Origin of the sequence: Algoriphagus aquimarinus, from assembly GCF_900112005.1 — a bacterium.
GTDB lineage: Bacteria > Bacteroidota > Bacteroidia > Cytophagales > Cyclobacteriaceae > Algoriphagus > Algoriphagus aquimarinus.
Window position 1 is genome coordinate 44478 of the sequence record NZ_FOKK01000005.1, and the last position, 24606, is coordinate 69083.

General features: G+C 41.2%; 19 protein-coding genes, 1 pseudogene and 1 riboswitch. Of the genes and pseudogenes, 9 read left to right on the plus strand and 11 right to left on the minus strand.

What is annotated here, in order from left to right:
* Nucleotides 1–85: 85 nt before the first annotated feature.
* Nucleotides 86–1945, minus strand: a complete 1860-nt coding sequence (locus tag BM291_RS07845) for a TonB-dependent receptor (RefSeq protein WP_092896064.1) — start codon at nt 1943–1945, stop codon at nt 86–88.
* Between the two features lie 112 nt (nt 1946–2057).
* Nucleotides 2058–2272: riboswitch (cobalamin riboswitch) on the minus strand.
* A gap of 144 nt (nt 2273–2416) precedes the next feature.
* Between BM291_RS07845 and BM291_RS07850 the strand changes: the two genes are divergently transcribed.
* Genes BM291_RS07850 through BM291_RS07860 form a run of 3 tightly spaced genes read left to right on the plus strand, consistent with a single transcriptional unit; the run spans nt 2417 to nt 5516 of the window.
* Entirely contained in the window at nt 2417–3532 is a 1116-nt protein-coding gene (locus tag BM291_RS07850; protein ID WP_092896066.1) for an ABC transporter substrate-binding protein, read from the plus strand.
* On the plus strand, nt 3519–4550 hold the full coding sequence (locus tag BM291_RS07855) for an iron ABC transporter permease (protein WP_092896068.1): 1032 nt from the start codon (nt 3519–3521) through the stop codon (nt 4548–4550). The genes BM291_RS07850 and BM291_RS07855 overlap by 14 nt, the downstream gene beginning before the upstream one ends.
* Before the next feature lie 3 nt (nt 4551–4553).
* Entirely contained in the window at nt 4554–5516 is a 963-nt protein-coding gene (locus tag BM291_RS07860; protein ID WP_092896070.1) for an ABC transporter ATP-binding protein, read from the plus strand.
* 113 nt (nt 5517–5629) lie between these two features.
* On the opposite strand, the gene BM291_RS07865 is transcribed toward BM291_RS07860, so the two are convergent.
* Nucleotides 5630–5968, minus strand: a complete 339-nt coding sequence (locus tag BM291_RS07865; RefSeq protein WP_092896072.1) for a type II toxin-antitoxin system PemK/MazF family toxin — start codon at nt 5966–5968, stop codon at nt 5630–5632.
* Complete coding sequence (locus tag BM291_RS07870; protein ID WP_092896074.1) at nt 5955–6194, minus strand: hypothetical protein; 240 nt, start codon at nt 6192–6194, stop codon at nt 5955–5957. The genes BM291_RS07865 and BM291_RS07870 overlap by 14 nt, the downstream gene beginning before the upstream one ends.
* A 157-nt stretch (nt 6195–6351) precedes the next feature.
* On the opposite strand from BM291_RS07870, the gene BM291_RS07875 reads away from it, so the two are divergent.
* A complete protein-coding gene (locus BM291_RS07875; RefSeq protein ID WP_092896076.1) occupies nt 6352–7836 on the plus strand; it encodes a DUF5687 family protein in 1485 nt (494 codons plus the stop codon).
* Entirely contained in the window at nt 7833–8528 is a 696-nt protein-coding gene (locus BM291_RS07880) for an ABC transporter ATP-binding protein (RefSeq protein WP_092896078.1), read from the plus strand. Before BM291_RS07875 ends, BM291_RS07880 begins: the two co-directional genes overlap by 4 nt.
* 15 nt (nt 8529–8543) lie before the next feature.
* Here BM291_RS07880 and BM291_RS07885 read toward each other — a convergent pair whose 3' ends face one another.
* Nucleotides 8544–8945 carry a hypothetical protein gene (locus BM291_RS07885; protein WP_139229062.1) on the minus strand — a complete coding sequence of 134 codons (402 nt, stop codon included), beginning with the start codon at nt 8943–8945 and terminating at the stop codon, nt 8544–8546.
* A gap of 124 nt (nt 8946–9069) precedes the next feature.
* Here BM291_RS07885 and BM291_RS07890 point away from each other — a divergent pair.
* A pseudogene (locus tag BM291_RS07890) lies at nt 9070–9451 on the plus strand (ATP-binding cassette domain-containing protein); the annotation flags it as partial.
* Between the two features lie 498 nt (nt 9452–9949).
* Nucleotides 9950–11062: a Fic family protein gene (locus BM291_RS07895; protein WP_092896082.1), complete on the plus strand. Its 1113-nt coding sequence runs from the start codon at nt 9950–9952 to the stop codon at nt 11060–11062.
* Between the two features lie 88 nt (nt 11063–11150).
* Here BM291_RS07895 and BM291_RS07900 read toward each other — a convergent pair whose 3' ends face one another.
* The 4 genes from BM291_RS07900 to BM291_RS07915 all read right to left on the minus strand — a co-directional run bounded on the left by BM291_RS07900 (nt 11151) and on the right by BM291_RS07915 (nt 17439).
* Complete coding sequence (locus BM291_RS07900; protein ID WP_092896084.1) at nt 11151–12590, minus strand: TolC family protein; 1440 nt, start codon at nt 12588–12590, stop codon at nt 11151–11153.
* Nucleotides 12583–15750, minus strand: a complete 3168-nt coding sequence (locus BM291_RS07905; RefSeq protein ID WP_092896086.1) for an efflux RND transporter permease subunit — start codon at nt 15748–15750, stop codon at nt 12583–12585. The genes BM291_RS07900 and BM291_RS07905 overlap by 8 nt, the downstream gene beginning before the upstream one ends.
* A 30-nt stretch (nt 15751–15780) precedes the next feature.
* Nucleotides 15781–16869 (minus strand): efflux RND transporter periplasmic adaptor subunit, encoded by a 1089-nt coding sequence (locus tag BM291_RS07910; protein WP_092896088.1) that lies wholly within the window; start codon nt 16867–16869, stop codon nt 15781–15783.
* A gap of 159 nt (nt 16870–17028) precedes the next feature.
* The gene (locus BM291_RS07915) at nt 17029–17439 is read right to left on the minus strand and encodes a hypothetical protein (protein WP_092896090.1); all 411 of its coding nucleotides are present in this window, start codon (nt 17437–17439) and stop codon (nt 17029–17031) included.
* A 429-nt stretch (nt 17440–17868) separates the two neighbouring features.
* Here BM291_RS07915 and BM291_RS07920 point away from each other — a divergent pair, with 429 nt between their 5' ends.
* Nucleotides 17869–19335: a sulfatase family protein gene (locus BM291_RS07920; protein WP_245786802.1), complete on the plus strand. Its 1467-nt coding sequence runs from the start codon at nt 17869–17871 to the stop codon at nt 19333–19335.
* 151 nt (nt 19336–19486) lie between these two features.
* Here BM291_RS07920 and BM291_RS07925 read toward each other — a convergent pair whose 3' ends face one another.
* The 3 genes from BM291_RS07925 to BM291_RS07935 all read right to left on the minus strand — a co-directional run bounded on the left by BM291_RS07925 (nt 19487) and on the right by BM291_RS07935 (nt 23411).
* Nucleotides 19487–20416: a carbohydrate kinase family protein gene (locus BM291_RS07925; RefSeq protein ID WP_092896094.1), complete on the minus strand. Its 930-nt coding sequence runs from the start codon at nt 20414–20416 to the stop codon at nt 19487–19489.
* A gap of 205 nt (nt 20417–20621) precedes the next feature.
* A complete protein-coding gene (locus BM291_RS07930) occupies nt 20622–21944 on the minus strand; it encodes an MFS transporter (protein WP_092896096.1) in 1323 nt (440 codons plus the stop codon).
* Between the two features lie 24 nt (nt 21945–21968).
* Nucleotides 21969–23411, minus strand: a complete 1443-nt coding sequence (locus BM291_RS07935) for a mannitol dehydrogenase family protein (protein ID WP_092896098.1) — start codon at nt 23409–23411, stop codon at nt 21969–21971.
* A gap of 154 nt (nt 23412–23565) precedes the next feature.
* Here BM291_RS07935 and BM291_RS07940 point away from each other — a divergent pair, with 154 nt between their 5' ends.
* Nucleotides 23566–24576: a LacI family DNA-binding transcriptional regulator gene (locus tag BM291_RS07940; protein ID WP_092896100.1), complete on the plus strand. Its 1011-nt coding sequence runs from the start codon at nt 23566–23568 to the stop codon at nt 24574–24576.
* Nucleotides 24577–24606: the final 30 nt, after the last annotated feature.

Here is a 24606-nt window from a genome sequence, read left to right on the forward strand (position 1 = left end):
TGATTATAATTTGTTTTTTAAAGGCCATATGGAATCACGCATGGTTAATATTCAACAGTGTTTGCTGACTGTGTCATGCTCGATTTCATAATAGTATGGATAAGTTAAATTGATAGGATCTTCCAGGCATAGCTCTCAAATAGAGCACTTGATAGTCTGTGTTGAGAACATTGTTGATTTGAAAACTTAGAGGAAAGTGAAGCTTGCCAAGCCTAAGTTGGTCGTAGCCTAATCCAAAGTTGAATAGCTGAAATGAGGGCATCATACGAGGATTGTCGGCAGTGACGGATCTTTCTCCCACGAAGAATGTTCCGATCGAGCTGGTGAATCCTGATTTCTTCACTTGCACCTTCGCATTGGCTTGGTGCTGCGGAGTATAGGGTAGTTGCTTTCCTATGGACTTATCATTCTCGTCCGTGCCTTGCGTTGTAATAGCTTTGGAGTAAGTATAGGATGTGGTCAGCTCCCAATTCCAAGTTCCAACAGCTCCATCCAAACTCCCTAGATATTCTATGCCTTGATTGCTGACTTTCTTGATGTTTTCTGGAGTCCAAAAGCTTCCTTTTGGTAGCCAAAGGATCCAGTTGTCCACCGACATTTTGTAATAAGTCAAGCCTTGAGTCCAATTCAGGTTTCCTTTTTTACTCCAAGTTAAGCCTGCTTCTCCACTCAGACTTTCTTCAGGAAGTAAGTCTGGATTGCCGCCTGGATTCCAATATCGATCATTCAGCGTTGGGACTTTGAAGCCTTTTCCAAGGGAAGTTTTGAGTTGCAAGGATTGAGAATTTGTGTTCCAAAAGTTCCAGTCCATTCCTAGGTTTGGAGTGAATGGAGCAAAAGTGCCGGAGTATACTAACTGGCGAAGGTTTAGAGCAAATGACAGATTCTCTGTGGCTGAAAATTTAGTGCTATGATACAATTCGATTCGTTCATCATCAGCTTTGTAAGTGCTTAGATCTCCTTTCGTCAGCGTGTATCTAGCACCTAGTTTTGAGGTCCATTTGTCAGAAATCTCCTGATCCCAATCACCAGCGAGGAAGTATTGCGTGCTGTTGTTTTGGCTAGCATTGAAAAGCTGCTCGTTTTTCACAAACCCTGTTTTCAGATTCCAAACTGACTTTTCTTCAAAATGGAAGAAGTCAAGGACCGCTCGAAAAGATTGATCTTCCTGAGCATCGTTTGTGTTTGAACCCATCACAGGCTGAACATCCCGATTGGTTTTATTCCACCACAAGGCAGTTTTTATCTGATTGCTGGAATTGAGGTTCCAAGCCAAATTATGAACAACTCCGATCTGCTCGAACTGCGCATGATCTTCTTTTATTTCCGGCGTGCCGATTTGCCCGAGGTCTTTGTATGGGAAATTGTTCTTAGAAAACTCACGGTAGACTTTGGTGTTGCTACTGAAATTTTTCGAGGAGAAACCTGCAAATAGGTTGGTGTTGACCAGGCCGAAACTTCCGATCTGCTGAGAAATGCCTGCTTGAAGTCCTTTTCCAAACTCAGTATTTGTGCCCAAATGGATCGAGCCACCGATGGCTTCATTTCCGAATAGTGCACCTGCATTTCCAAACTGTAAGCTTACTTCTTCGATAGCGGAAATAGGCAGAATAGATAAATCACTTTGCCCAAGCGATGGGCTATTGATCGGAAGGCCATTCCAAAAAACTGCTGTATGCCCAGCAGATGTGCCACGAAAAGATGGAGATGCGATCATTCCAGCCCCGTATTGCCTGACGAAAACTGGAGATTGCTCTTGTAGGATGTCTCCAAGTGAACGGCCTTGGAAATCTGTCAACTCTGCTTTTTTCCAGCTGATCACTTTTTGCCCTTGGGCAAATCGATCCAAAGCTGGCGCATACACTTCCACTTCCGCCAAGGGAATTGTATCCTGGCTGACCGGATAAAAGCCGACAAAAGTGTAAACCCACAAAAACAAAAACATCCCTGATCGAATTAGTTTAAATTCGATTCGGGCTTGAAGAGAAATAGGAAGAAGGGATCGGAGCCGATTTATCGGTTCTGGTACATTCTTCGTAGCCTTTCCTCCGAAAGCACAGAATCACTGGAAATAGGTAGGTCTCCTGGCTCACCTTAATTTGCCGCCTTCTCATTCCGAATTCGTTTCGGAACAATGGCATTTTTGACAAATTATTTGCGGAAAAATCCGCTCGGCTTACAGTTGCGGGGACAGCTTTGGTTTTACACCAAATTCCCTTTTAATCCCAAGAGCTCTGGTACGAGATTGGGAACCTATTTCGGCTGCAAAAGTAGATCGGGAAAGCTTAGAAAAAAAATCTGTTTATGGACAAATTTTGGAAGTGGCGAAAACCCGCGCTTATTTTGGCTTTCAATATCTCTAAGAAATTCTGTGAAAAACCTTCGATTCAGCCTCTTTATTACTTCAGTTTTTCTGATGTTAACATTTTCTTTTTCAGGATGTAATGAAAAGAAAAGTGATGATGCACAGGAACTCGAAAAAGTAGCCTTGAGCTATGCTTCTGGATTTACTATTTCTCGGGGAAATGATTTTTGGGAGTTGGAAGTGACTCAGGCTTGGTCAGGAGCGGATAGAGTTTTTAAGTATTTGATTTTGGAAGAAAATGCTAAAAAACCAGCAGGGAATTTCGATGCAATTATTCAGCTTCCAGTAGAGAAAATCATTATGACTTCGACCACGCATATCCCACATTTGGACATGCTAAATGCCAATGAAAAGTTAAGTGGTTTTCCCAATCTCAATTTGATTTCTTCGGACAAAACTTGGAAGCAAATTGATGCTGGAAAGGTGGAGGATTTGGGAGCTGGGCCTTCGGCAAATACAGAAATGGTCATTGATTTAGCGCCTGATTGGATCATGATTTCTACGCTGGGAGATGATCTGAAGTACTTGGATTTGCTGGCGCAAGCCGAGATTCCAGCAGTAATCAACGGCGAATATGTGGAGCAGCATCCACTCGGAAGAGCTGAGTGGATCAAGTTTACGGGCGTGCTTTTAGGGAAATACGAGGAAGCTAACCTTGCTTTTGAGCAAGTGGAAAAGGACTATTTGGAAGCGGAGAAATTGAGTGAGGCAATCATCGATTCCCTTCGTCCAACGGTACTAAGTGGAGTGCTTTATCAGGACATTTGGTATGCACCGGGAAGTGAAAGCTGGGGAGCAAAAATCCTTCAAAATGCTGGAGGAAATTATATTTTCGAAGATCAAATAGGGACTGGAAGTGCCCAGTTGAATTATGAATTTGTGCTTGAAAATGCTTTGGAGGCTGATTTTTGGATTGGTTCTGCTGATTTTCCTGATTTGCAAACCATGGGAAATGCAGAGCCTAGATATAAGACTTTTAAGGCTTTCAAATCTGGGAATGTATACTCTTATACTCAGAAGCGCGGTAGAGCTGGAGGATTGGAATACTTTGAGTTGGGCTATATGCGTCCGGATTTGATTCTAAAAGATCTGATCAAAATCCTTCATCCCGACTTACTTCCAGCATATGAGTTGTATTTTTATCAACAACTCGATGAAAAAAAGTAGTTCAATTCTTCTTCTTTCGGCCGCAGGGATTCTACTGGTTTTGAGCTTTCTGCTCAATCTCAGTCTAGGTTCTGTGTCTATTTCTCCTGGTGAAATTCTGTCAGGGATTTTCACAGGTGATTGGACAAAAGCGTCTCGTGAACAGATTATTCTGAACTATAGATTTCCAAAAGCGCTGGTTGCAATTTTAGCAGGAATAGGACTAAGTATCAGCGGACTTCAGATGCAGACATTTTTTAGGAACCCACTTGCAGGGCCATTTGTACTAGGAATTAGTTCAGGTGCTGGATTGGGAGTGGCGATATTGATGTTGGCCGGTTCAGCGTTTGGATTGTCCACTTTTGGAGGAGCGATCAACCCTTGGGCAATTGCCATCGCCGGAACTTTGGGCGCAAGTTTAGTTTTGCTTACGGTGAGTTTGGCGGCTTGGAAAGTTAAGGATAGCATGACGCTTTTGATCGTTGGATTGATGTTTGGCTCGGCCGTATCGGCGGTTATTTCTGTCCTTTCCTACTTTTCAGGGGCCGAAGCATTAAAGCTTTTTACCATTTGGTCTATGGGCAGTTTGGGAGGCTTGGTTTGGGATCAGGTTTGGGTGCTAGGGCTGGTGATTTCTATTGGGATCATTCCCGTGATCGCCTCCGTCAAATCTTATAATGGAATGCTTTTAGGAGAAAGCTATGCGAAAAGTATGGGGATCAATCCTGATCGCTTGCGTTGGCTGATGATTCTAAGCACAGGTTTGTTAGCTGGGAGTATCACTGCCTTTTGTGGGCCGATAGCTTTTATTGGAATTGCCGTGCCGCATTTGGCTAGGATGGTCTGGAAAACTTCGGATCATCGAATCCTCTTTCCCGCAACGGCTCTGATAGGAGCGAGTTTGTTGCTCCTATGTGATGCAGTTGGTCAGCTACCTGGTTCAGCTCAGACCTTGCCTATTAATGCGGTGACTTCACTCGTTGGTGCTCCGATAGTGATCAGTTTGGTGCTTCGCAAAAACTTCAGCAAAGAATTCTAGGCTATGGGAAAAGCATCAATAATCGGTAAAGACCTAACCATAGGTTACAGCAAAGGCAAAGTTCAGAAGGAGATTCTGAGCGGATTGGATTTTGAGCTTTTTGAGAGAGAAATGTGCTGTTTGCTTGGGCCAAATGGTGTGGGCAAATCAACCTTGGTAAAGGCTGTTTTGGGACAGTTGAAGCCTTTTACCGGAGAGGTTTTGCTTAGAGGAAAACCTATTTCATCTTACTCAAGTGAAATGTTGGCCAAAGAACTTTCGGTTGTGTTGACTGAGCCATTTTTACCAGGAAATATGACTGTGGGGCAATTGGTAGCGATGGGTAGAATTCCACATACAAGTTGGACTGGGAAGCTGGAGGAAACTGATCGGGAAGTAATTCAAAATGCGCTTTCTGCTACGAAAATAGAATACTTGCGCGATGAGCGCCTTTCTGAAATAAGCGATGGACAGCGACAAAAAGCTTTGATCGCTCGTGCGCTAGCACAGGACGGGAAGGTAATGGTGTTGGATGAGCCTACTGCACATTTGGACCTTGTGAATCGCTATGAAATCATGCACTTGCTTCGGGAAATCTCCAAAAGTCAAGGGAAGTCAATCCTTGTGGTAACTCATGATTTGGAGATTGCTCTGGAAACAGCAGATCGATTCTGGTTGCTGAATTGTGGAACGCCATTGATATCAGGTTTGCCAGAGGATCTGGTAATTACTGGTCAAATCAATCAATTATTGCCGGGAGAGAATTTTAGATTTAGTGTGGAGAAGGGAAGGATAGAATCTAAGATTGGAAGTTTGAAATTTGATGTTTCAGGGCCAGGTGAATATACTGCATGGGTCTCAAAAGCTCTTGAAAAAGCTGGGATTAAAGAGTTACCAGAACCGATTGAAGTTAGCAAAGATCCATTTTTGGTTAATTACGCAGGAAAGGAATTCTTGAGTTTGGAGGATTTTATCTTGGCTTTGTGACCTTTGAGGTTTAGAAAACCTCGAAGGTTTTAGTTTATTAAACTTTTGATAAAACCTTCGAGGTCAAAAAAAGACCTCAAAGGTTAGCGTAGAAATTCCTTTCCATTTTAAAATTACAGATCCAAAATCGCCTTCACTTTACTTCTAAGCTCAGCAATTTCCTTTTGCCCTAACTCGCCAAGCTTTTCCAAAAACCTTCGATTGTCCAAAGCCTTGATTTGATCGATAAGAATCTCAGAGTCTTTTTCTAGTCCATAATTTCCTTGAGAGATGCGGACTCGAAGAATATTTTTCTTTGGCGTAAGCTGAGTGGTGAGTGGGCAAACAAGCGTAGAAGGATGGTCAACTTGATTGAGAAGGTTAGTTTGTATAATCACAACTGGCCGAATCTTGCCGGGCTCAGTTCCTTTTGAGGGATTTAGATTTGCTAGCCAGAGCTCAAACTGCTTCATCTTCTTCGATTAAAGCATCAAATTCAGCGAGAATTTCTGATGAGCTTTCTTTGGCCAAGTTTGAGGCTTCGGCAAATGCAGCACTTAATTTCTTCCGCTTTTGAAACTTGTTGTAAAATTCAAGCGCCTGATTGATGTAGCGGTTTCGAGCTACTTTTTTGTCCTTAAGAATCTCTTCTGTTTCCTCAAAGATATCTTTGTCTAGTTTTAAAGAGAGTGTTTTCATTGTCCCGTGAGTATATACTTTAAATATATACTAAATCTAAAAGGTTCATATGATTTCGTGTAGATTCAATCCATATTTATGGATTCTTAAGCGAAAAATCCTGTAGCTTTCCCTATATTTTGAGTTGAAATTAGACCCTACTTACTTTTGAGATTGTATGTTATTTGAATTGATCCGATTGGAATTTCTGAAAAGTTTCCGATCCACGGCCTTTGCAAAAAGCGTGATGGTTGCCATTTTCCTTGGTTTTCTGGCTGTTATGCTTTTGGGGTATTTGTTGGTTGCGGGCTTATTTCTGACCAGAATTATAGAGCAACTTGCTGAAGGACAAGACCCTATTCAAGTACTGAATTCAGGTTTGATTTTCTTCTTTTTAGTAGAATTTATGTATAGGTATTTTCTGCAGAAACTGCCTGTTATAGAGCTAGAAAGTCTATTGCATCTGCCTATTTCCAAGAGGAAAATAATGCACATGCTACTAGGAAGGTCCTTTTTCTCCCCGTTAAGCATCATCGCTTTAATCCTTTTCACTCCTTTTGCATTCACCGAGATCTCCATTCAATATGGAGTTTCCGGTTCAATTTTCTGGTTAGGAACTATCCTGTTTATCAGCTGGACTTTGCATTGGTTTATGCTGTGGTTCAAGCAGCGCTTTGAAGATAGCCTGATCGGAGTAGTTATTGTGCTCATTGTTCTCCTTTTGGGTGGAGGATCTACCTATATGGGTTGGTTTAATTTGGGTGAACTAGTCGCTCCATTCTTCAATTTTGCTATGACTAGCTTTATTCCAGTGGCAATCATGTTTGTCATGTGTAGTTTGGGCTATTATATGGCATTCTCCTATTATCTAAATAACGCCTACCTGGAAGATTTGGCAGAGGAAGAAGAGGTTCGATTTGTTAATCAATCGGTTGGCTTCTTTTCCAAGTTTGGAATGGCAGGGGAGTTGGCAAATTTGGAGTGGAAGCTGATTATTCGCCACAAAAAAAGTAGAACCTTCCTTATGCTAAGTGCATTGTTTTTGTTGTATGGGACGATTTTCTATGATAACCCAGCTTATCAGTCCGGGCCAATGCGGAACATTTTTATTTTTGTTGGGATATTCATCACAGGCATATTTATGATTCAGTATGGGCAGCTGTTCCTAAGCTGGAATTCCGGCTATTTTGATTTCTTCCTTGGACGAAAAGATGGAATAAAGAATTTAGTAAGAGGGAAGTACTTACTGTTGTTGTCTATCTCTTTGTTGTGCTTTTTGCTGTCAATTCCATACGTCTATTTTGGCTGGTCATTCTTATTGATTCATTTAGCTACTTTCCTGTTTAATGCAGGTGTAATGATTCACCTGATTATCTATTTGGCTCTTTGGAAGCCAAAACCTATGGATCTCAACAAGGGAGCAATGTTCAACTACGAAGGGGTAGGAGCAGCACAGTTTCTAATGATTATACCGATGATGGTGGCTCCTTATCTGGTTTACTTGCCTTTTGCGCTCCTTTTCAATTTCTATGCAGGATTAGCAGCCCTTGGCACGGTAGGGATCGTAGGGATTTTATTCTTCGAAAAGCTGTCCACTATTAATATTAACAGGGTTTTAAAAAACCGATACGAAATTTCATCTTCATTCCGTCAAGAGTTATGATTCAAGTTACTAACCTGAAAAAACAATATAAAGAAACAGTTGTCCTAGATGTGGAGAAACTGGAAATCCCAAAATCTGAGTGCTTTGGGTTGGTGGGGAATAACGGAGCTGGAAAAACAACCCTGTTCAGGATTATGCTTGATCTCGTACGAGCAACCGAAGGAAAAGTGGAAATCGATTCTAGGGATGTAAGTAAATCTGAAGAATGGAAGAGAACGACAGGAGCTTATCTGGATGAGCATATGCTCTTGTCCTACCTGACGGCAGATGAGTATTTCCAGTCCCTACGCAAAATTTATGGTTTATCAGAAGCTGATTTGCAACTTCACCTTGGCAAGTTTACTGAGTTCTTTAACGATGAGATTGTAGGGAAAAAGAAATACATCCGAGATCTGTCCAAAGGTAATTTGAAGAAGGTAGGTATAGCCGCTGCACTTATGGGGGATCCTGATGTAGTGTTCTTGGATGAGCCGTTTGAAAATTTGGATCCAAGTTCTCAGATACGATTGAAGAAATTGATTCTTCAAGTAAAAGAAGCGTCTCAAGTTACTTTTTTGATTTCCAGTCATGATCTGAATCATGTAACGGAAATTTGTGATCGTATAGTTTTATTGGAAAAAGGTAAGATTATCAATGATTTGAGAGATAGATCGGCCATGCTCGCTGAGCTGGATGCTTATTTCACTGGGTAAATGGATTTGGAATAGTCACCGTAGGAAAAAAGTTACATCGTCACAGACCCTTATTGTCTTGGATAAGATGCAACCTTTAAAAATGTATTCTCCTGGCTGACTCCCTTTGAATTTCTGAAGAGATGAGATCCTTCCTGCCTTTCCGGTTACCTCCTCTGTAAACACCACTTGACCATTGACTTCCCAAATCATATCCCATTTGTTGGTGGGAGGGAGGCCTCTGACCACAAGCAAAAGTCCAACACTGTCTTGGAAACTTTGATTAGGCCCTCCAATCACGCTTACCTCTTCCACAGTATAATCAGACGGTTCTGGCGGAATAATATTGCAGCCAAATAGAACTAAAAAAAGTAGAGGTAGCATTTTCACCATGCTATGACTCGAATTAAGCTTGTTTGCACGTAAAATGATGAGCATGGAGGAAGGTGAATTTGTTGACCAAAGAAATAAGAATTGTGGTAAAAACAAAAAAAACTCTCCGTTGATTTAGAGAGGTCTTTTTGTGGAGCCGCACAGTTTCTAATGATTATACCGATGATGTTGCTTCGGATTAGTGGGGAACAATGGTGCCGGTAAAACAACTTTGTTTAGAATAATGCTCGACCTTGTTCGTGTTACTCATGGAAAAGTGGTAATCGATTCCAGGGATGTGAGCAAAACTGAAGAATGGAAAAGAACTACCGGAGCATATTTTGGATGAGCCGTTTGAGAATTTGGATCCCAGTTCTCAGATACGGTTGAAGAAATTAATCCTTCAAGTAAAAGAAGCGTCTCAAGTCACTTTTTTGATTTCCAGTCATGATCTGAATCATGTCACGGAGATTTTTGACCGCATCGTACTGCTTGAAAAAGGTAAGATTATCAATGATCTGAGAGATAGGCCAGCTACGCTCGCTGAGCTGGATGCTTATTTTACGGGTTGAGTTATCGAGCTGAAAATCTTTTTATTTGTTGGAATAAGGTTAAACTATAAAGAGCCTCGACATTTCTCGGCCACCGGGTTTGTGTGGTTTAGAAGGACGGGGATAGGTTTTATAGCCAGTCTGATTTTGGCAGACTTCTGTCGGATGGTCTATCGAGCGCAGTCGAGATGCCATCTTAATTAAATTGTGCCCTCAATGTAATCCTTGGCTAGTGAGCCTGTCTAACGCCAAGTGGTCCTGCTGATCTACTATGCTCCTCAGTTTAAAAAACCTGTTCATTTTAGCTCGTCAAGTGAACATATACTAAGAAAAGCTACTATTTCTGGACAAGGCTTGAGTACATGTCCATTTTTATTAAAAAATTGGATATGTGCTAGTTGTGTACCTATTTTCTGGACATATAATAGCAACATGTTCATATTAATAAATAATATGAACATGTTATTTATGTCATGTTCATTTATTTGGTAAATTTGGACGTTATAAACGAAGTATTCTATGCCGTACGACCAAAATATTCCCTTTAATGACCTGCCATTCCTTCCCGTGTCCAAGGAAGTGGAAGAGGATATTACAGTTCTGAAAAAACTGGTAACTGCATCGAGGGCATTGGCCTCTGTGAATGCGAGTGTACTTCGTTTGCCCAATCCAACGATGCTGGTGAATACGATAGCGTTGCAGGAAGCAAAAAGTTCTACTGCTATTGAGAATATTTTCACGACAGAAGAGGAGTTGTATAAGGCTGTTTCTGACTTAATTCAGGAAGAAAGAGCGGACTCGGCGACAAAGGAAGTACTACGATATAGAGAGGCACTTTGGGAAGGATATGCAACGATGAAAGACAAGTCTAGGATCAATCAAGAAGTGATCTTGGGTGTATTTAGAGAAGTGAAAAACACGAATGCAGGCATTAGATCTCCTGCTACACAAACGATTATCAAGAGAGGAAATAGTGAGTTTCGATCAGGGGAGACAGTTTATACACCACCGAGAGGAGAGAAGATACTTCAGGATTTAATGGATAATTGGACGGAATATCTCGGGAACGACACAGATTTCCCTACTGATCCGCTGTTGAAAATGTGTATTTCCCATTATCAATTTGAAGCGATTCTCCCATTTGCAGATGGAAATGGGAGAACTGGCAGAATATTGAATCAGCTTTACTTGGTCAATAAAAGGCTTCTGGATCTTCCAGTGCTGTATCTATCCAAGTATATCATTGTCCACAAGGAAGACTACTATTATCATCTTGGCGCAGTGACTCAGCGAGGAGACTGGAAGTCTTGGATCTTATTTATGCTGGAAGCGGTGGAGAAAACGTCCAAATTGACAGAGGACTTGATCCATGAAATCATCGTGCAGATGGAAGCTACTTTAGCCCATGGTAAATCAAAAATCAAGTGGTATTCGAAAGAGGTCAACGAGCTGATTTTTTCACAACCTTATCTCAAGTCAAAAACACTTGGTGAGCTGATGGGAGTGAGTTCCAGAACAACTTTGACTAAGTATTTCTCAGAGTTGGCGGAGGCGAAAATTCTCTTTCCTAAGAAGGATGGTAAGGAGGTGTACTACGTAAATGAAGAGCTTGTCAGAATTTTAGGGGATTAAAAAAGTCCCTCCAAACGCTCAGAGGGACTTTCGAAAATGCTATCCATACCATTAAATGGATAGACGTTCAACCTTTAATCAACCAATTCTATTTCCAACCGCCACCAAGGGCTTGGTAAATATTTACTTTGGCATTCATTTGTTTCATCTTAGTTTCAATCAAGTCGAATCTAGATTCCAGTGCATCTCTTTGTGTCAATAGAACTTCCATATAATCTGCTCTTGCTGAATTGAAGAGCTCAGTAGAAATGTCAACTGATTGAGTAAGGGCTTGTACTTCCTGGGACTTCAAGTCATAGGTTTTTTCCAAATTGCTGATGTTGGATAGCTGATTTGCTACTTCTATATAAGCGTTTAAGATGGTTTGCTCATAGTTGTAAATTGCCTGAATCTGCTTAGCGTTAGCCATCAAATACCTCGCTTTTATCGCATTTCTATTAATCAGAGGAGCTACCAGTTCACCGGTAAGTGAATAGATCAGCGACTGAGGAGAAGTGAATATGTAGCTTGGGTTAAAAGCATTATAACCAAGACCTGCTTTGATCTCCAAGGAAGGGTAGAAGTCAGCTTTGGCTACATTGATGTCAATCTTAGAAGCCGCTAACTCTAGCTCAGCTTGTCTGATATCAGGTCTGTTTGCCAATAATTGAGAAGGAATACCTGCATGGATTGTTTCTGGAATTAGTTCTCCAAATGCATTTGCATCCCTTTCTACCTTCTGTGGGAATCTACCTACAAGAAAGTTGATTCTGTTCTCGATTTCTATGATATCCTGCTGTATGCCAAATTGAAGACTCTTAGTGTTCAGTACCTGAGCTTCAAATCTGCGTACTGCCAATTCGGTAACTCGTGCAGCTTGCTTTTGGTATTTCACTATCTCGTAAGCATTGTTTTGAATCTCAATGTTCTGCTTGACGATGTCAAGTTGATTGTCAAGAGCCAGCAGCTCATAATAGGAATTGGCGATCTCTGAAATCAGATTGGTTACCATGAAGTTTTTGCCTTCTACACTGGCCAAATACCTGGTCATTGCAGATTTTTTAGCATTACGCAGCTTGTGCCAAATATCGACTTCCCAAGTAGCGTAGGCTCCCAGCATGTAGTCTTGCAGCGGGTCAGGCATTTCTTTACCTGGCTTGATGTCAGTATTTGCATCATTCGCGCCTTGACTGGTATATCTACCTACTTTGTCTACTCCAGCTCCAGCTCCCAGACCAACAGAAGGAAGAATCTCACCTTTGCGGACTCTTACTTCATTTTGGGCTATCTGAATTTCCTGTAATGTAATATTCAACTCCTGATTGTTGCTCAAGGCAGTGTCAATCAGAGCTTTCAAGTATGGATCGGAAAAATAATCCATCCATACTACGTTTGCCGCTGTATTTGTAGAATCCTGAGAGCTATTAGAATAGCTCTCAGGTACTGCGTCATTTACGTTTTTTTGTATTAGCTCAGGAGTTTTGCAACCAGACACTGCTAGTGTGATAGCCGTCGCTCCTAAGCATATATATATGATTCTCTTAAGCATGTGAGTGGTGTTTTTGTTCGGATAATGGAGTTTCATCTTCATTCTTAATCAGGTGACGGCCATCAGCCATACTACCGAATATGTAGTACAAGCCTGGGACAATGATCACCCCGAAAATGGTTCCGAATAGCATGCCTCCAAGAGCTGAAGCACCAATGGTTTGGTTACCGATTGCTCCTGCACCTGATGCGATAATCAATGGAATCAAACCTGCGATAAATGCAAAGGATGTCATCAAGATAGGTCGGAAACGAACTCGCGCGCCTTCAATGGCTGCTTCTAGGATACTTAATCCTTCCTGACGCTTTTGTACCGCAAATTCCACAATCAGTACGGCGTTTTTACCTAATAGTCCGACGAGCATGATAAGTCCGATCTGAGCATAGATATCATTGTCGAGCCCCATCATTTTCAATAAGAAGAAAGATCCGAATACCCCTGCCGGAAGCGAGAATACTACCGCAAGAGGAATGATAAAGCTTTCATATTGCGCAGCGAGTACGAAATACACGAATACCAATACTATGAGGAATACATAAAGCGCTTCATTACCTCTATTTGATTCATCGTATGATAAGCCTTCCCACGCAATGTCATAGCCCTTAGGCAATGTTTGGGCAGATACCTCTCTAATCGCCTGAATAGCATCAGCGGTGGTAAATCCCTCTGCTGGAAGACCACGGATAGATGCTGAATTGTACATGTTGAAACGAGTAACCTCATTCGGTCCCTGAGTTTTCTTCATCGTCATGAAAGCTGAATAAGGAACCATTTCTCCCGCTTCGTTTTTCACAAATAGATTCAGGACATCAGAAGGGAGTCTTCTAAATGCAGGGTCTGACTGCACATAAACTTTGAAGAATCTACCAAATCGAATGAAACCCTGCTCATAAGTACTACCGATAAGAATGTTCAGGTTTTCCATTGCTGTTCCTATAGAAACTCCTTTTTGCATCGCCTTATCGTTGTCAATTTCCAGCTCATACTGAGGGTAATTGGCGGCGAAGAAGGTGAAAAGGCCTGATAACTCTTTACGCGCACCGAGATCATCCATGAATTTCTTGTTGATCTTGTCAAAATCCTGATAATCAGTGGTTGTGGTTTTGTCCAGTAATCTCAAGGAGAAACCACCTGATGAACCGAAACCTGGAATTGCTGGTGGTTCGAAGAATTCCACTACGGCTCCAAGGCCTCTGGATTCTTCTTCCAATTCTTCCATGATTTCTTTTACGGTGTGCTTACGATCGCCCCAAGGCTTCAAGTTGATCAAACAAGTACCTGCGTTAGAACCACGACCCTCTGTCATAATTTCATATCCTGCCAAAGAGGAAACAGATTCTACTCCGTCAATCTCTTCACATATTTTCTGAAGCTTCTGAGAAACCTGGTTAGTTCGCTCTAGCGTAGAACCTGGAGGTGTTTGGATAATGGCGTAGATTGTTCCCTGATCTTCACTTGGGATAAATCCAGCAGGTAGTATTTGGTTTTCGAATACAATACCGGCTCCGAAAAGTAAAAGAATTCCGAAGGTGAGCCATTTTCTACTTACCATAGATCTAAGTAGGCTTACATACTTTCCTGTGAGCTTATCAAAACCGCTGTTGAAGCCATCTAGAGCCTTCGTTAGAATATTTCTCTTCTTCTCTTTTCCATGGTTATTTTTCAATAACATAGCACAAAGCACCGGTGTCAGAGTCAAGGCAATGATTGCTGAGATCACAATCGAACTAGCCATGGTGATAGAGAACTGACGGTAGAATGTACCTACCGGTCCACTCATAAATGAGATCGGTAAGAATACAGATACCATTACTGCAGTGATTGCGATGATAGCACCAGAAATCTCACCAAGTACTCTTTTTACCGCTTGATACGGTGTCAGGTGAGGCATTTCCTCCATCTTGGCGTGAACTGCTTCCACTACCACAATCGCATCATCGACCACAATACCAATAGCAAGAACTAAGGCAAATAGTGTTATGATGTTGATAGAGAGGCCAAACATCTGAAGGACGAAGAATGCTCCAATTAGAGAAACCGGAACTGCTATAATTGGGATCAAAGTTGATCGCCAATCCCCTAAGAAGATAAACACAACTAAGGCTACCAAGATGAAAGCGTCCCGTAGTGTATGGATCACCTGCTCGGTAGATGCATCCAAGAATCGGGAAACATCATAACTGATATTGTAATCCATTCCCGGAGGGAAAGAAGCTTTCATTATTTCCAGCTCCGCTTTTACTTCCGCAATTACGTCACTTGCATTACTACCATAGTTTTGCTTCAATACAATTGCAGCAGATGGCTTACCGTCCAGATTGGAGTAAATATCAAAGAATTCACTTCCCAATTCTGTCTTGGCAATATCCTTTAAGTGAATACTTTCACCTTCAGCATTTGCACGGATAATAATGTTGTCATATTCCTCTGCCTTACTGAATCGCCCTTTATAGGTCAATACATATTCTAGAGATTGTGCTTCTATACCAGAGCTTTGGCCTATTCTACCTGGACGGCCTACAATACTCTGCTCTTTCATGGCCTCCATCACCTCATCTACTGAGATATTGTATGCACGCATACGATCAGGATTTAACCAAACACGCATGGCGTAAGTACGGCTACCTAATATTTGAGATCGTGCTACCCCTTTGATCCGGTTGATTTCAGGGATCATATTCACGTTAGCGTAGTTATATAGGAATTTTTCATCCATGCTTTCGCTAGTTGAATACAGGTTGACATACATCAACATACTAGGTTGTATAGGTGTAATAACTACACCTTCACGCTGTACAAGCTCTGGGAGGAGTGGCATCACCTGATCCACCCTTGTCTTGACACGAATTACTGCCTGATTGGGATCCGTGCCGGGTTCGAAGATGATATTAATCGTGGCTTCACCCGCAGAGGTAGCATCCGTTGCCATGTATCTCATGTCCTGCACACCATTGATGGCGTTTTCCAACGTAATCAAAGTGGACTTCACAAGTACATCTGCACTTGATCCGGGATAGGCTATGAAAATACTTACTGTAGTAGGGGCAATCGGAGGGAACTGAGATATAGGCAGCTGGTTAATAGATAACGAGCCTATAAATACGATAATGATCGAAATGACAATCGCGAGGACTGGTCTTTTTATGAATGTGCTAAACATTATTGCTTCTGGTTTTTATGAGAGAATGGACTACTCTGCATATAAGTCTAACTGAGACAATGCTGTATGAGGCTGGACGAATTCATAATGAATCTCCTCATTCTCTCTTACTAGACGAAGACCTTCAAGAAGGATTTTGTCGGTCTTCTCTAGGCCTCCAGAAATCACAAAAATGTGTGGTATCTCTGCTGCGATGGTGATTTCTCTTGAGCGAATTTTATTTTCTTCATCCACTACATAGACGTACTTTTTGTCAAGTACTTCGAACGTTGCTTTTTGAGGGATCAATAAGGCATCCTTAAGCGGAATTCTCATTTCAATATTCCCCGTTTCCCCGTGTCTTAATAGACCATCAGGGTTTGGGAAAGTAGCTCTAAAGGCGATGTTACCAGTTTCATTATTGAAATCAGATAAGATAGTCTCTACGACTCCCTGGTAGGCGAAATATTTATTGTTTGCCATTAAGAGGTGGACAATTACATCGTCATTACTCGCCACTTCAGCTTTGTATTCTAAGTATTCTGCTTCAGGAACGTTGTAGTAAACCCACATTTTGCTGTTGTCTGAAAATTCAGAAAGCAATTCCCCTTCGTCAAGCAAACTACCTTCTCTTACGTGGAACCGACCGATAATCCCATCAAATGGAGCTCGGATCTCAGTAAACTGTAAGTGAACTTCGGCTAATGCCAGTTCAGCACTTGCTTTAGCCAATTTTGCTTTAGCCATTGCTAGCTCGTTAGGAGCCACAATATTTCTGTCAGCAAGCGTTTTTGTGTTTTGATATTCGATCTCAGCAAAATCTACTTCTGCTTTGGCACTTTGCTGTTCTGCCTCGTAAAGCTTAGGCATGATTTTAAACAAAAGCTGGCCTTTTCTTACAAGTTGGCCTTCATCTACATAGATCTTCTGCAGATATCCTCTTTCCTGAGCACGAAGCTCAATATGTTGGATGGAATGAATTTGGGAGACATAATCTTTGGTGATTAATGTGTCCATTGTCAAAGGGCTAGTGACCAGAAAGGTGGTTTCACTTTCCTTATGCTCTTCTCCATGTGAGTTACAACTAGCAATCCACAATGAGCCGCACAGGCTCAAGAGCATGAAAATTCGATTTTTCATAGGTTGATTTTTAAAAACGAGACTTTTTCCAGGTGATTTTGGGTGTTTGTGTATAGCAAATACACGAAGCCCTAATAGCTTGACGCTAATGGTTTTAGAGCTGTAAAATAAATAGGGGGAGGTGGGGCAAAAGAAAGATTTGCCTCAAAAAAAAGGGTATTATATTCTAAATACTTGTATTACGACGTGTAAGCGAAGTGCTTTAGTATCGGGAATGAACTTGCTGAAATGCAAGTCTTCTGGTAAGTCCTGAAATAAAAATCCGAAAATACGGGTGAAATGAAGCGCATTGAAATAATGAGCGTCTAAAAAGTTACTGCTACTAACAAAGTCATCATCTTCCTCTTCAATCTTGGAATTATTGACGGTGAAAATGTCACTTCCATGTTCTTTGGATGCAGAATAAGATAAGGGATGCTGGCGTGTATTGTTGACTCCAATGGTGTTCTCAAAGGAAGCACCATAGCTGTCAATAGTATTATCCGTATCAATGTTAGCATAGATTGCACTATACCCACTTGAGATGAGAATACTTAGAGATAAAAGGAACCTGACTAAATACGTTGCCATTTGGGCACAAACTTATATAAGACTTCTATTATATTCAAACACTTTTGGTTAAATATTCTCAATGATAGGGCTGTTTTGTTGAAAAAAATTCATTACATGCCTCTAGTAAGTAGAAATGCGGCTTTGAGCTTAGTAAAAAAAGATAGAGTTCTTTGGTTATATCACTTAGTGAAAAGTATTTTCCTTGAATGACTTCAGAATTCTGAACTGTTCCATTCTTCGGGTTTTCTTTCAACTAAATGTAGATAGCTTTCCATGGGGAGATGAAGAGGGTTTATTCTCTAATGTGGTTGCCGTTATTTATTTTCTGTTATAAGATAAAGTTTTCTGCAAGGAGATTTTTGGAGGGTATTTCAGATCATTTTCCTCAAAGAATTTTGAAATGCTGTTTCAAATTGTGTTTTTAGATTTTTCAAAAAAAATAGACTTGTGTTAAGAAAATATATAGGAATTACTGCGGTATCAGGACTGCTACTGATAGGGTGTGGCTCACTTTTAGGAAGTTGTAAAAGTTCTCCCAGATCTGACATAGCCCAGCAGGAAAATGGAGAAAGACCGCCTAACATTATTCTGATTATGGCAGATGATCAAGGATGGGGAGACACAGGTTACAATGGTCACCCAAACCTACTTACTCCCAATCTGGATAAGATGGCAGCTAGCGGAGCTGTTTTTGAACGTTTTTATGCGGCTGCACCAGTTTGTTCTCCTACCCGTGGAAGTGTAATGACAGGAAGACACCCTCTTCGATATGGGATATGTCATGCCAACTGCGGGCATATCAAGCAAGAAGAAATAACGCTTGCAGAGTTGGTGAAGGAAAAAGGATATGCCACGGGGCATTTTGGAAAATGGCACTTAGGAACTTTGACTCGTGATACTTTGGATGCAAACCGAGGAGGTCGAGCAAAATTTGACGGTGATTATGCGCCACCTTGGGACAATGGCTTCGATGTGAGTTTTGTGACGGAGTCTAAAGTTCCTACATGGAATCCGATGATAACTCCTCCTAAATCAGCGGAAGATGTGAGTGATAAGTTGGTGGAAGGAGAGTCGTTTCAGACTTTTTATTGGACAGGCCCAGGTGAGATAGTTACTGACAATCTGGAGGGCGATGATTCCCGTGTTATTATGGATCGGGCGATTCCTTTTATTGAAAATTCAGTCAATCAAAAAATGCCATTTTTGACAATCATCTGGTTTCACACCCCACATTTGCCGGTGTTAACTGGCGAGGAATATAAGAAGCCTTATGCTGACCTGTCTGAGGATCAGCAAAATTATTATGGTGTAATGTCCGCTTTGGATCTGCAGGTAGGTAGGTTGAGAGAAAAGTTGGAAGAACTGGGAGTAGCAGAAAACACGATTTTGTTTTATACAAGTGACAATGGCCCAGAGGGCAAATCTGTAACTGGTCGTACTCAGGGACTGACCAAAGGTCTGAAAGGGAGAAAGAGAAGTTTGTACGAAGGAGGGATTCGAGTGCCGGGTATCGTAGAGTGGAAGGGCAGGATAGCTCCGGGTACAAAAATTACTGCTCCGAGTTATACCTCTGATTATTTCCCAACGATAGCTAACTTATTGGGAGTGGATATTCAGCAAAATAGCCGGCCTTATGACGGAGTTGATCTATTCCCTTTTATATCTGGGAATCAGACCCAAAGAGAGCAGCCTTTGGCTTTTAATTTTGAGTCACAATCGGCTTTGATTGAGGAAGATTATAAGATTTATAGAAAAGGACCCAACTCGGAATTTGAGTTGTATCATATCAAAAATGATCCGGGAGAAACTGTTGATCTAGCCAATAAGGAACCTAGAAAGCTCGAGGAAATGGTTAAGTACTGGGAAGAATGGAATGCTTCTGTAAAGCGAAGTGAGGCTGGGGAGGATTATTGAGTTATCGCATGGATCGCAAGACTATCTGTACTAAAATTTTTAACCTTCAAAATGGAAGCTCCGGTAGAAGTCACCGGAGCTTTTCTCATTGGTTGATATAGGTTTGGATCTTAATGTTTGGTGATCAATTTCACTCAGGCCAGCCGAGAGCTTAGTAGTCCATTTTAATAGGATTTACTTGATTTTGATCACTAAAGGATAGGAAATCAGTTAAGGAATAGTCTGGGCAAGCTCCTTGCTGAGCGGTAATAAATGCCCCTAATGAAACTGCATTACTCATTATTTCCTGGGCAGTAGAGTTCTTTTCTAATCGCTTTGAAATAAACCCTGCCAAGAAGCTATCACCACTGCCTACAGTATCTTTTACCGTAATAGGAATAGTTGGGTAATTGTAAATAGCATCTTTACAAACGTAAAGAGCGCCTTTGCTGCCTTTAGACACGATCACTTCCATGATCCCAAATGTGTCTTGGATAAAACGAATGCTATCTACTTCGTCTTGGTAGGACTTGCCTAGAAAGTCTAATATTAAGCGTAGTTCAGCCTTGTTGAATTTGGCCAACTGCGTTTTGTGAAGAAGCTGTTTGATGAGCGTAACATCGTAATGCGGAGGTCTCAGATTGATGTCAAACACATTGAAAGGACTTTTTTCTACTAATTCAAGTAGGGTATTTCTAGATCGTTCATTTCTCGCTGCTAATGTCCCGAACACTAACGCATCCATCGTGCTGACTTTTGCCTTATCCTGTGGAAGTGCTTCTATATAGTCCCAAGCTACACCTTCTACTATTTCATATTGAGCCTCGTTGTTTTCATCCATTGTGGCCAGCACTTGGCTGGTTGGGAATTGATCTGAGATTTGGATCCCAGCGGTAGAGATATTCCAGTTTCTGATTTTTTCTAGCAATTCAGCACCGAGTCGGTCGTCACCAATGCTACTTATCATGTAGGCCTCAACTCCCATTTTAGAAAGGTGATAGGCTACATTGAAGGGAGCACCGCCGGCTCTACGATTTCCATCAACGAATGTGTCCCACAGGACTTCGCCAAAACAGGCTACATTAATTTTCTTGTTGGTCATTTTACTAAAAGATATTATCGGGCAATTGAGTTTTACAAATAGGTGTTTCCGGGTCGAAGCCAGCAAATTGAGGAAAGCATTTTGAGCTATGGTCTACTTCAAGATATAGTCCACTTGCGACTGTACGTAGTAGTGGAATGCACGTCTATAGTCTTGTGTTGGGGATTGCAAAGAAAGTAATGCTAGCTGGGTAGCAACCACATGATTATACATCGATCATGTCTTTTTCCCTGATTCTTGAGCCGAACAAAGCATAGGATAGCATAAGTAATTCACAGATTACAGTGATAGTCCAAGTCCATCTCCATGAGCCAAAAACATCAGCTAAACCACCTTGAAGTAGGGTGAAAACTGCACCGCCGAAAACAGCAGAAATAAACACTCCAGAAGCTTTGGAAGTGTATTTTTTTAATCCTTTGATGGATAATGAATAAATACAGCTCCACATAGTGGAATGTAATAAACCAATCGCCACTAAAAACCATAGATTTTGTGTGATCATGGCTATGATCGCTAATACAGCAGAAAGGGAAGTGGTTACAGTGAGTTGTGTCCTTGCTGATATGTTATTGAAAAAGCTTGATATGCCTCTTCCGATGAAAAAACCACCCCAATACAGCGTAGATAGTAAGGCATGAATACCCAAATCCATTCCGCCTATAATGATATCCGTTTTACCGAGAAAAGACATAGGATTGCCAGAGTCAGCGAGTTCGAATGCATGTAAATTAATATTCGCACCGATAGCTACTTCCGTTCCCACATAAAAGAAAATGGCCATTACGCCAAGTGCAAAATGCCTGAAAGACCAGAGCTTTCGTGTTAGTTTTTCTCCATCAGCTGCTCTAGTGTTGGCGATATCAGGTAAGTGTAGATTTTTTGTGACCAAAGTGACGATTAATACACTTACAATTAATAAGCCTATAGGTAAAAGCAGTTGGCTTATTTCCACGTCCAGAATGGATATTCCACTAAACATGACAAGCGTCACGAAAAATGGCGCCGTGGTGGTACCAATGGAATTAATTGCTGTGGTAATATTCAGTCTTTGCACGGGTAGCGTTGCGCCCAGTTCGTAAGATGCTACATATGGATTTACTACTACTTGTATAATGGCTGCTGAAGTACCCATCAAGAAAGATCCGACAATGAATATGATAAAACCATAAGGTATAAAGACATCTGAAAAATGAATGCCTAGGTCGGGAAATCTGTCACCAACAAAGGATGAACAGAAATACATGGACAGTCCAGTAATCATAAATAGAAGTCCCCGTATGATGGTTGCTTTATATCCATGTCTGTTAACCCATTTGCTGGCGATAGTGCCATTTACTAGGTAGCCGAGAAAGAAGAAAAAGGAAATCATCGTTGTCAACGTGTTCTTTAAACTTCCCGCATCAGAGAGGAATGTAAATTTCAGCGGAGCCTGTAGCTGCTCGTTCACCGTAGTAAGAAAGCCTACTATGAAATAAATGAATGTTACAATTACAAAAGGGAGAAGACGATTTTGGGTTTTTGTTGTCATAATGTTTTGAAGGGAGAGTTAAGACTAAGGTTTGGAAAGAATAGCTTTTAGAGCAATTCGAGTCCCATCGTTTTGAATGCTATCCACATACTTCTGGTAGGATGTGGTGAACTCATTATGATTGATAAGTGGTGCACTTTTGAAAGCCGATAAGCCTAAGAAACTAAGTGGATCTTCACCTGCTATCATCTCCTTGTCTGCAGCATTTAGCCATGGCTCTGCATAATTAAACTCAACCTTTTTATCATCTTTTTGATATTTTAGGTAATGTCTGTAGTTGGCAAATAAAAATGCCACCCGAGACAGATCTTGCTGATTGGCTATCATTTTGGCCAAGTTAGGCATGATATATACTGGGAATTTGGAAATTCCGTCATAGCACAAGCGGCTCAACTGATCGCTTACGGCTTTATTGGCAAATCGCTCTATCAGTGTTTGCTTGTATTCTTCGAGATCAATTCCTTCTGGTGCTGGGACATTTGGTGTGATATCTATATCCATGAATTCACGGACAAAACTCACAATATCCTCGTCTGCCATGGCTTCATCTACTTTTCTATAGCCTAGTAGGAAGGACGGGTAGGAGAGTAAGGTATGAGAAGCATTCAATAAGCTAAGCTTCATGTTTTCAAATGCCGATACGTCATCCGTAAATTGTACTCCTACTGTTTCCCAGTCTGGTCTTCCTGCAATAAAATCATCTTCAATCACCCATTGGATGAAGTCTTCGCAGTAAACTGGCGCTTCATCTCGGAACGCACTGGATTTGTTCAATCGCTCTACATCTTCCGGAGTGGTGGCCGGCGTAATTCTATCCACCATACTATTTGGGAAAGTAAGATTTGCAGCTGCCCACGTACTCAAGTCTTTATCCTGTGCTTCAAAAAATGCCATAAATGCTGCTTTTGCAGTAGTGCCATTGTGCTGTAGGTTGTCGCAAGAAAGAATAGTGATCCCGCCAGCTCCATTGGCTCGCCTTTGGCGAAGTCCTTCTGCCACAAAGCCAAAAACAGTTTTAGGGTCTGATGGATTTTCTATATCGTGAACAATCTGTGGATCATCAAGGATAAATTTGTTCGTGGATTTATCCAAGTTATAGCCACCTTCTGTGATCGTGAGGGTGATAATCTTAATAGCAGCATCTGCCATTCTATTAAGGACTAGTTCTGGCTGTTTAAATGCTAGCAGTAATTCTTTAATAGAACTAATGGTAACTGTTTCATTGACACCGTTTCTTCCACAAATTGTTAGTGTATAGTCTAGGTGTTGAGCGCGAAGTTTATCAAATAGAACTTCATCTGATTCCAACATGCCCACACCACAAATTGCCCAATTTCTAGCACTTTCATTTGCTAGAAGTAAGTGAGTATAAAATGCTTGATGAGCTCTGTGAAAGTTGCCGACACCTATGTGTAAAATACCAGAGGTGCAGTCATTTTGGGTATACTTATTATTCTGAGGGTCCATTTTTATTGTTGATTAACTATTTCAAACATAAACTTTTACACTTATCCTTGGTACGTTTTCTCAGGAAAAAATGAATTGGGAACGCTACCAAAATTTTGGGAGCGTTCCCAGCGCGATAATTATTACTATTTTTGAGTTACACCAATGCTATTTTATGAAAAGGGTAACAGTGAAAGATTTGGCAAAGCATCTACTTCTCTCTACTTCCACGGTGTCAAGAGCTTTGCTGAATGATAAGAATATTCATTGGGAAACTAAAAAGAAAGTATTACAGGCAGCTAAGGAACTTGGATACAGGCGCAACTCTGCAGCCGCAAGTTTGAAGTATGGGCGATCTAAAAATATAGGTTTTGTGGTTCCAGAAATGGTCACTCCATTTTCATCCAAAGTTTTACGTGGGATTCAAGAAATCCTTTACCCATTAGGCTATCGAGTCATTATCACAGAATGTGATGAAGATCCTCTACGCGAACGAGAAAATCTGCTGCTTTTAGAGGAGTTTAATGTGGACGGAATTATCATTAATCTATGTGATGAAAGTAAAAATCATGACGTTTACCAGCAATTACTAGATCGAGGTATTCCGTTGGTGTTTTTTGATCGTATGCCGAACGATTCGCTAAATGTGTCTAAAGTGCTAGTCGATAATTTTTTGTATGCCTCTGCGGTGACAGAACATTTGGTTTCGAAGGGGCGAAAAAGGATCGCCCATATCATGGGACCGCCTTCACTTAGAAACTCTCAAGATAGAGCCAAAGGATATAAAGAGGTCATGGATAAGCATGGCATTTCTGATCCTGCCTTGATTATTGAAGCTAAAGGCTTGGGTTTCGAGGATGGTAAAAACGCTGTAAAAACACTTATGGAAAAGCAAATTGAATTTGATGCAATTTTTGCTTTTACAGATACGTTGGCGATTGGTGCTATGAACTATTTACTAGAACAGGGTGTGAAAATCCCTCAAGAGGTGTCGGTTGCAAGTTTTTCCGGGACGGAGTTGTCCACGATGGTTTACCCGCAGCTAAGTAGTGTCGAGCCGCCACTTGTTCAAATGGGAGAGGAGGCAGCTCGCTTGATGCTAGAAAAAATCAAGAATTTTGATGTAGCGTGTAGAGAAATACTTCTAGATGCTGAGTTAAAAATACGTTCCTCATCGAGTTTTTAGAGAGCTGTCTAATATTCGTTAATTGCATTA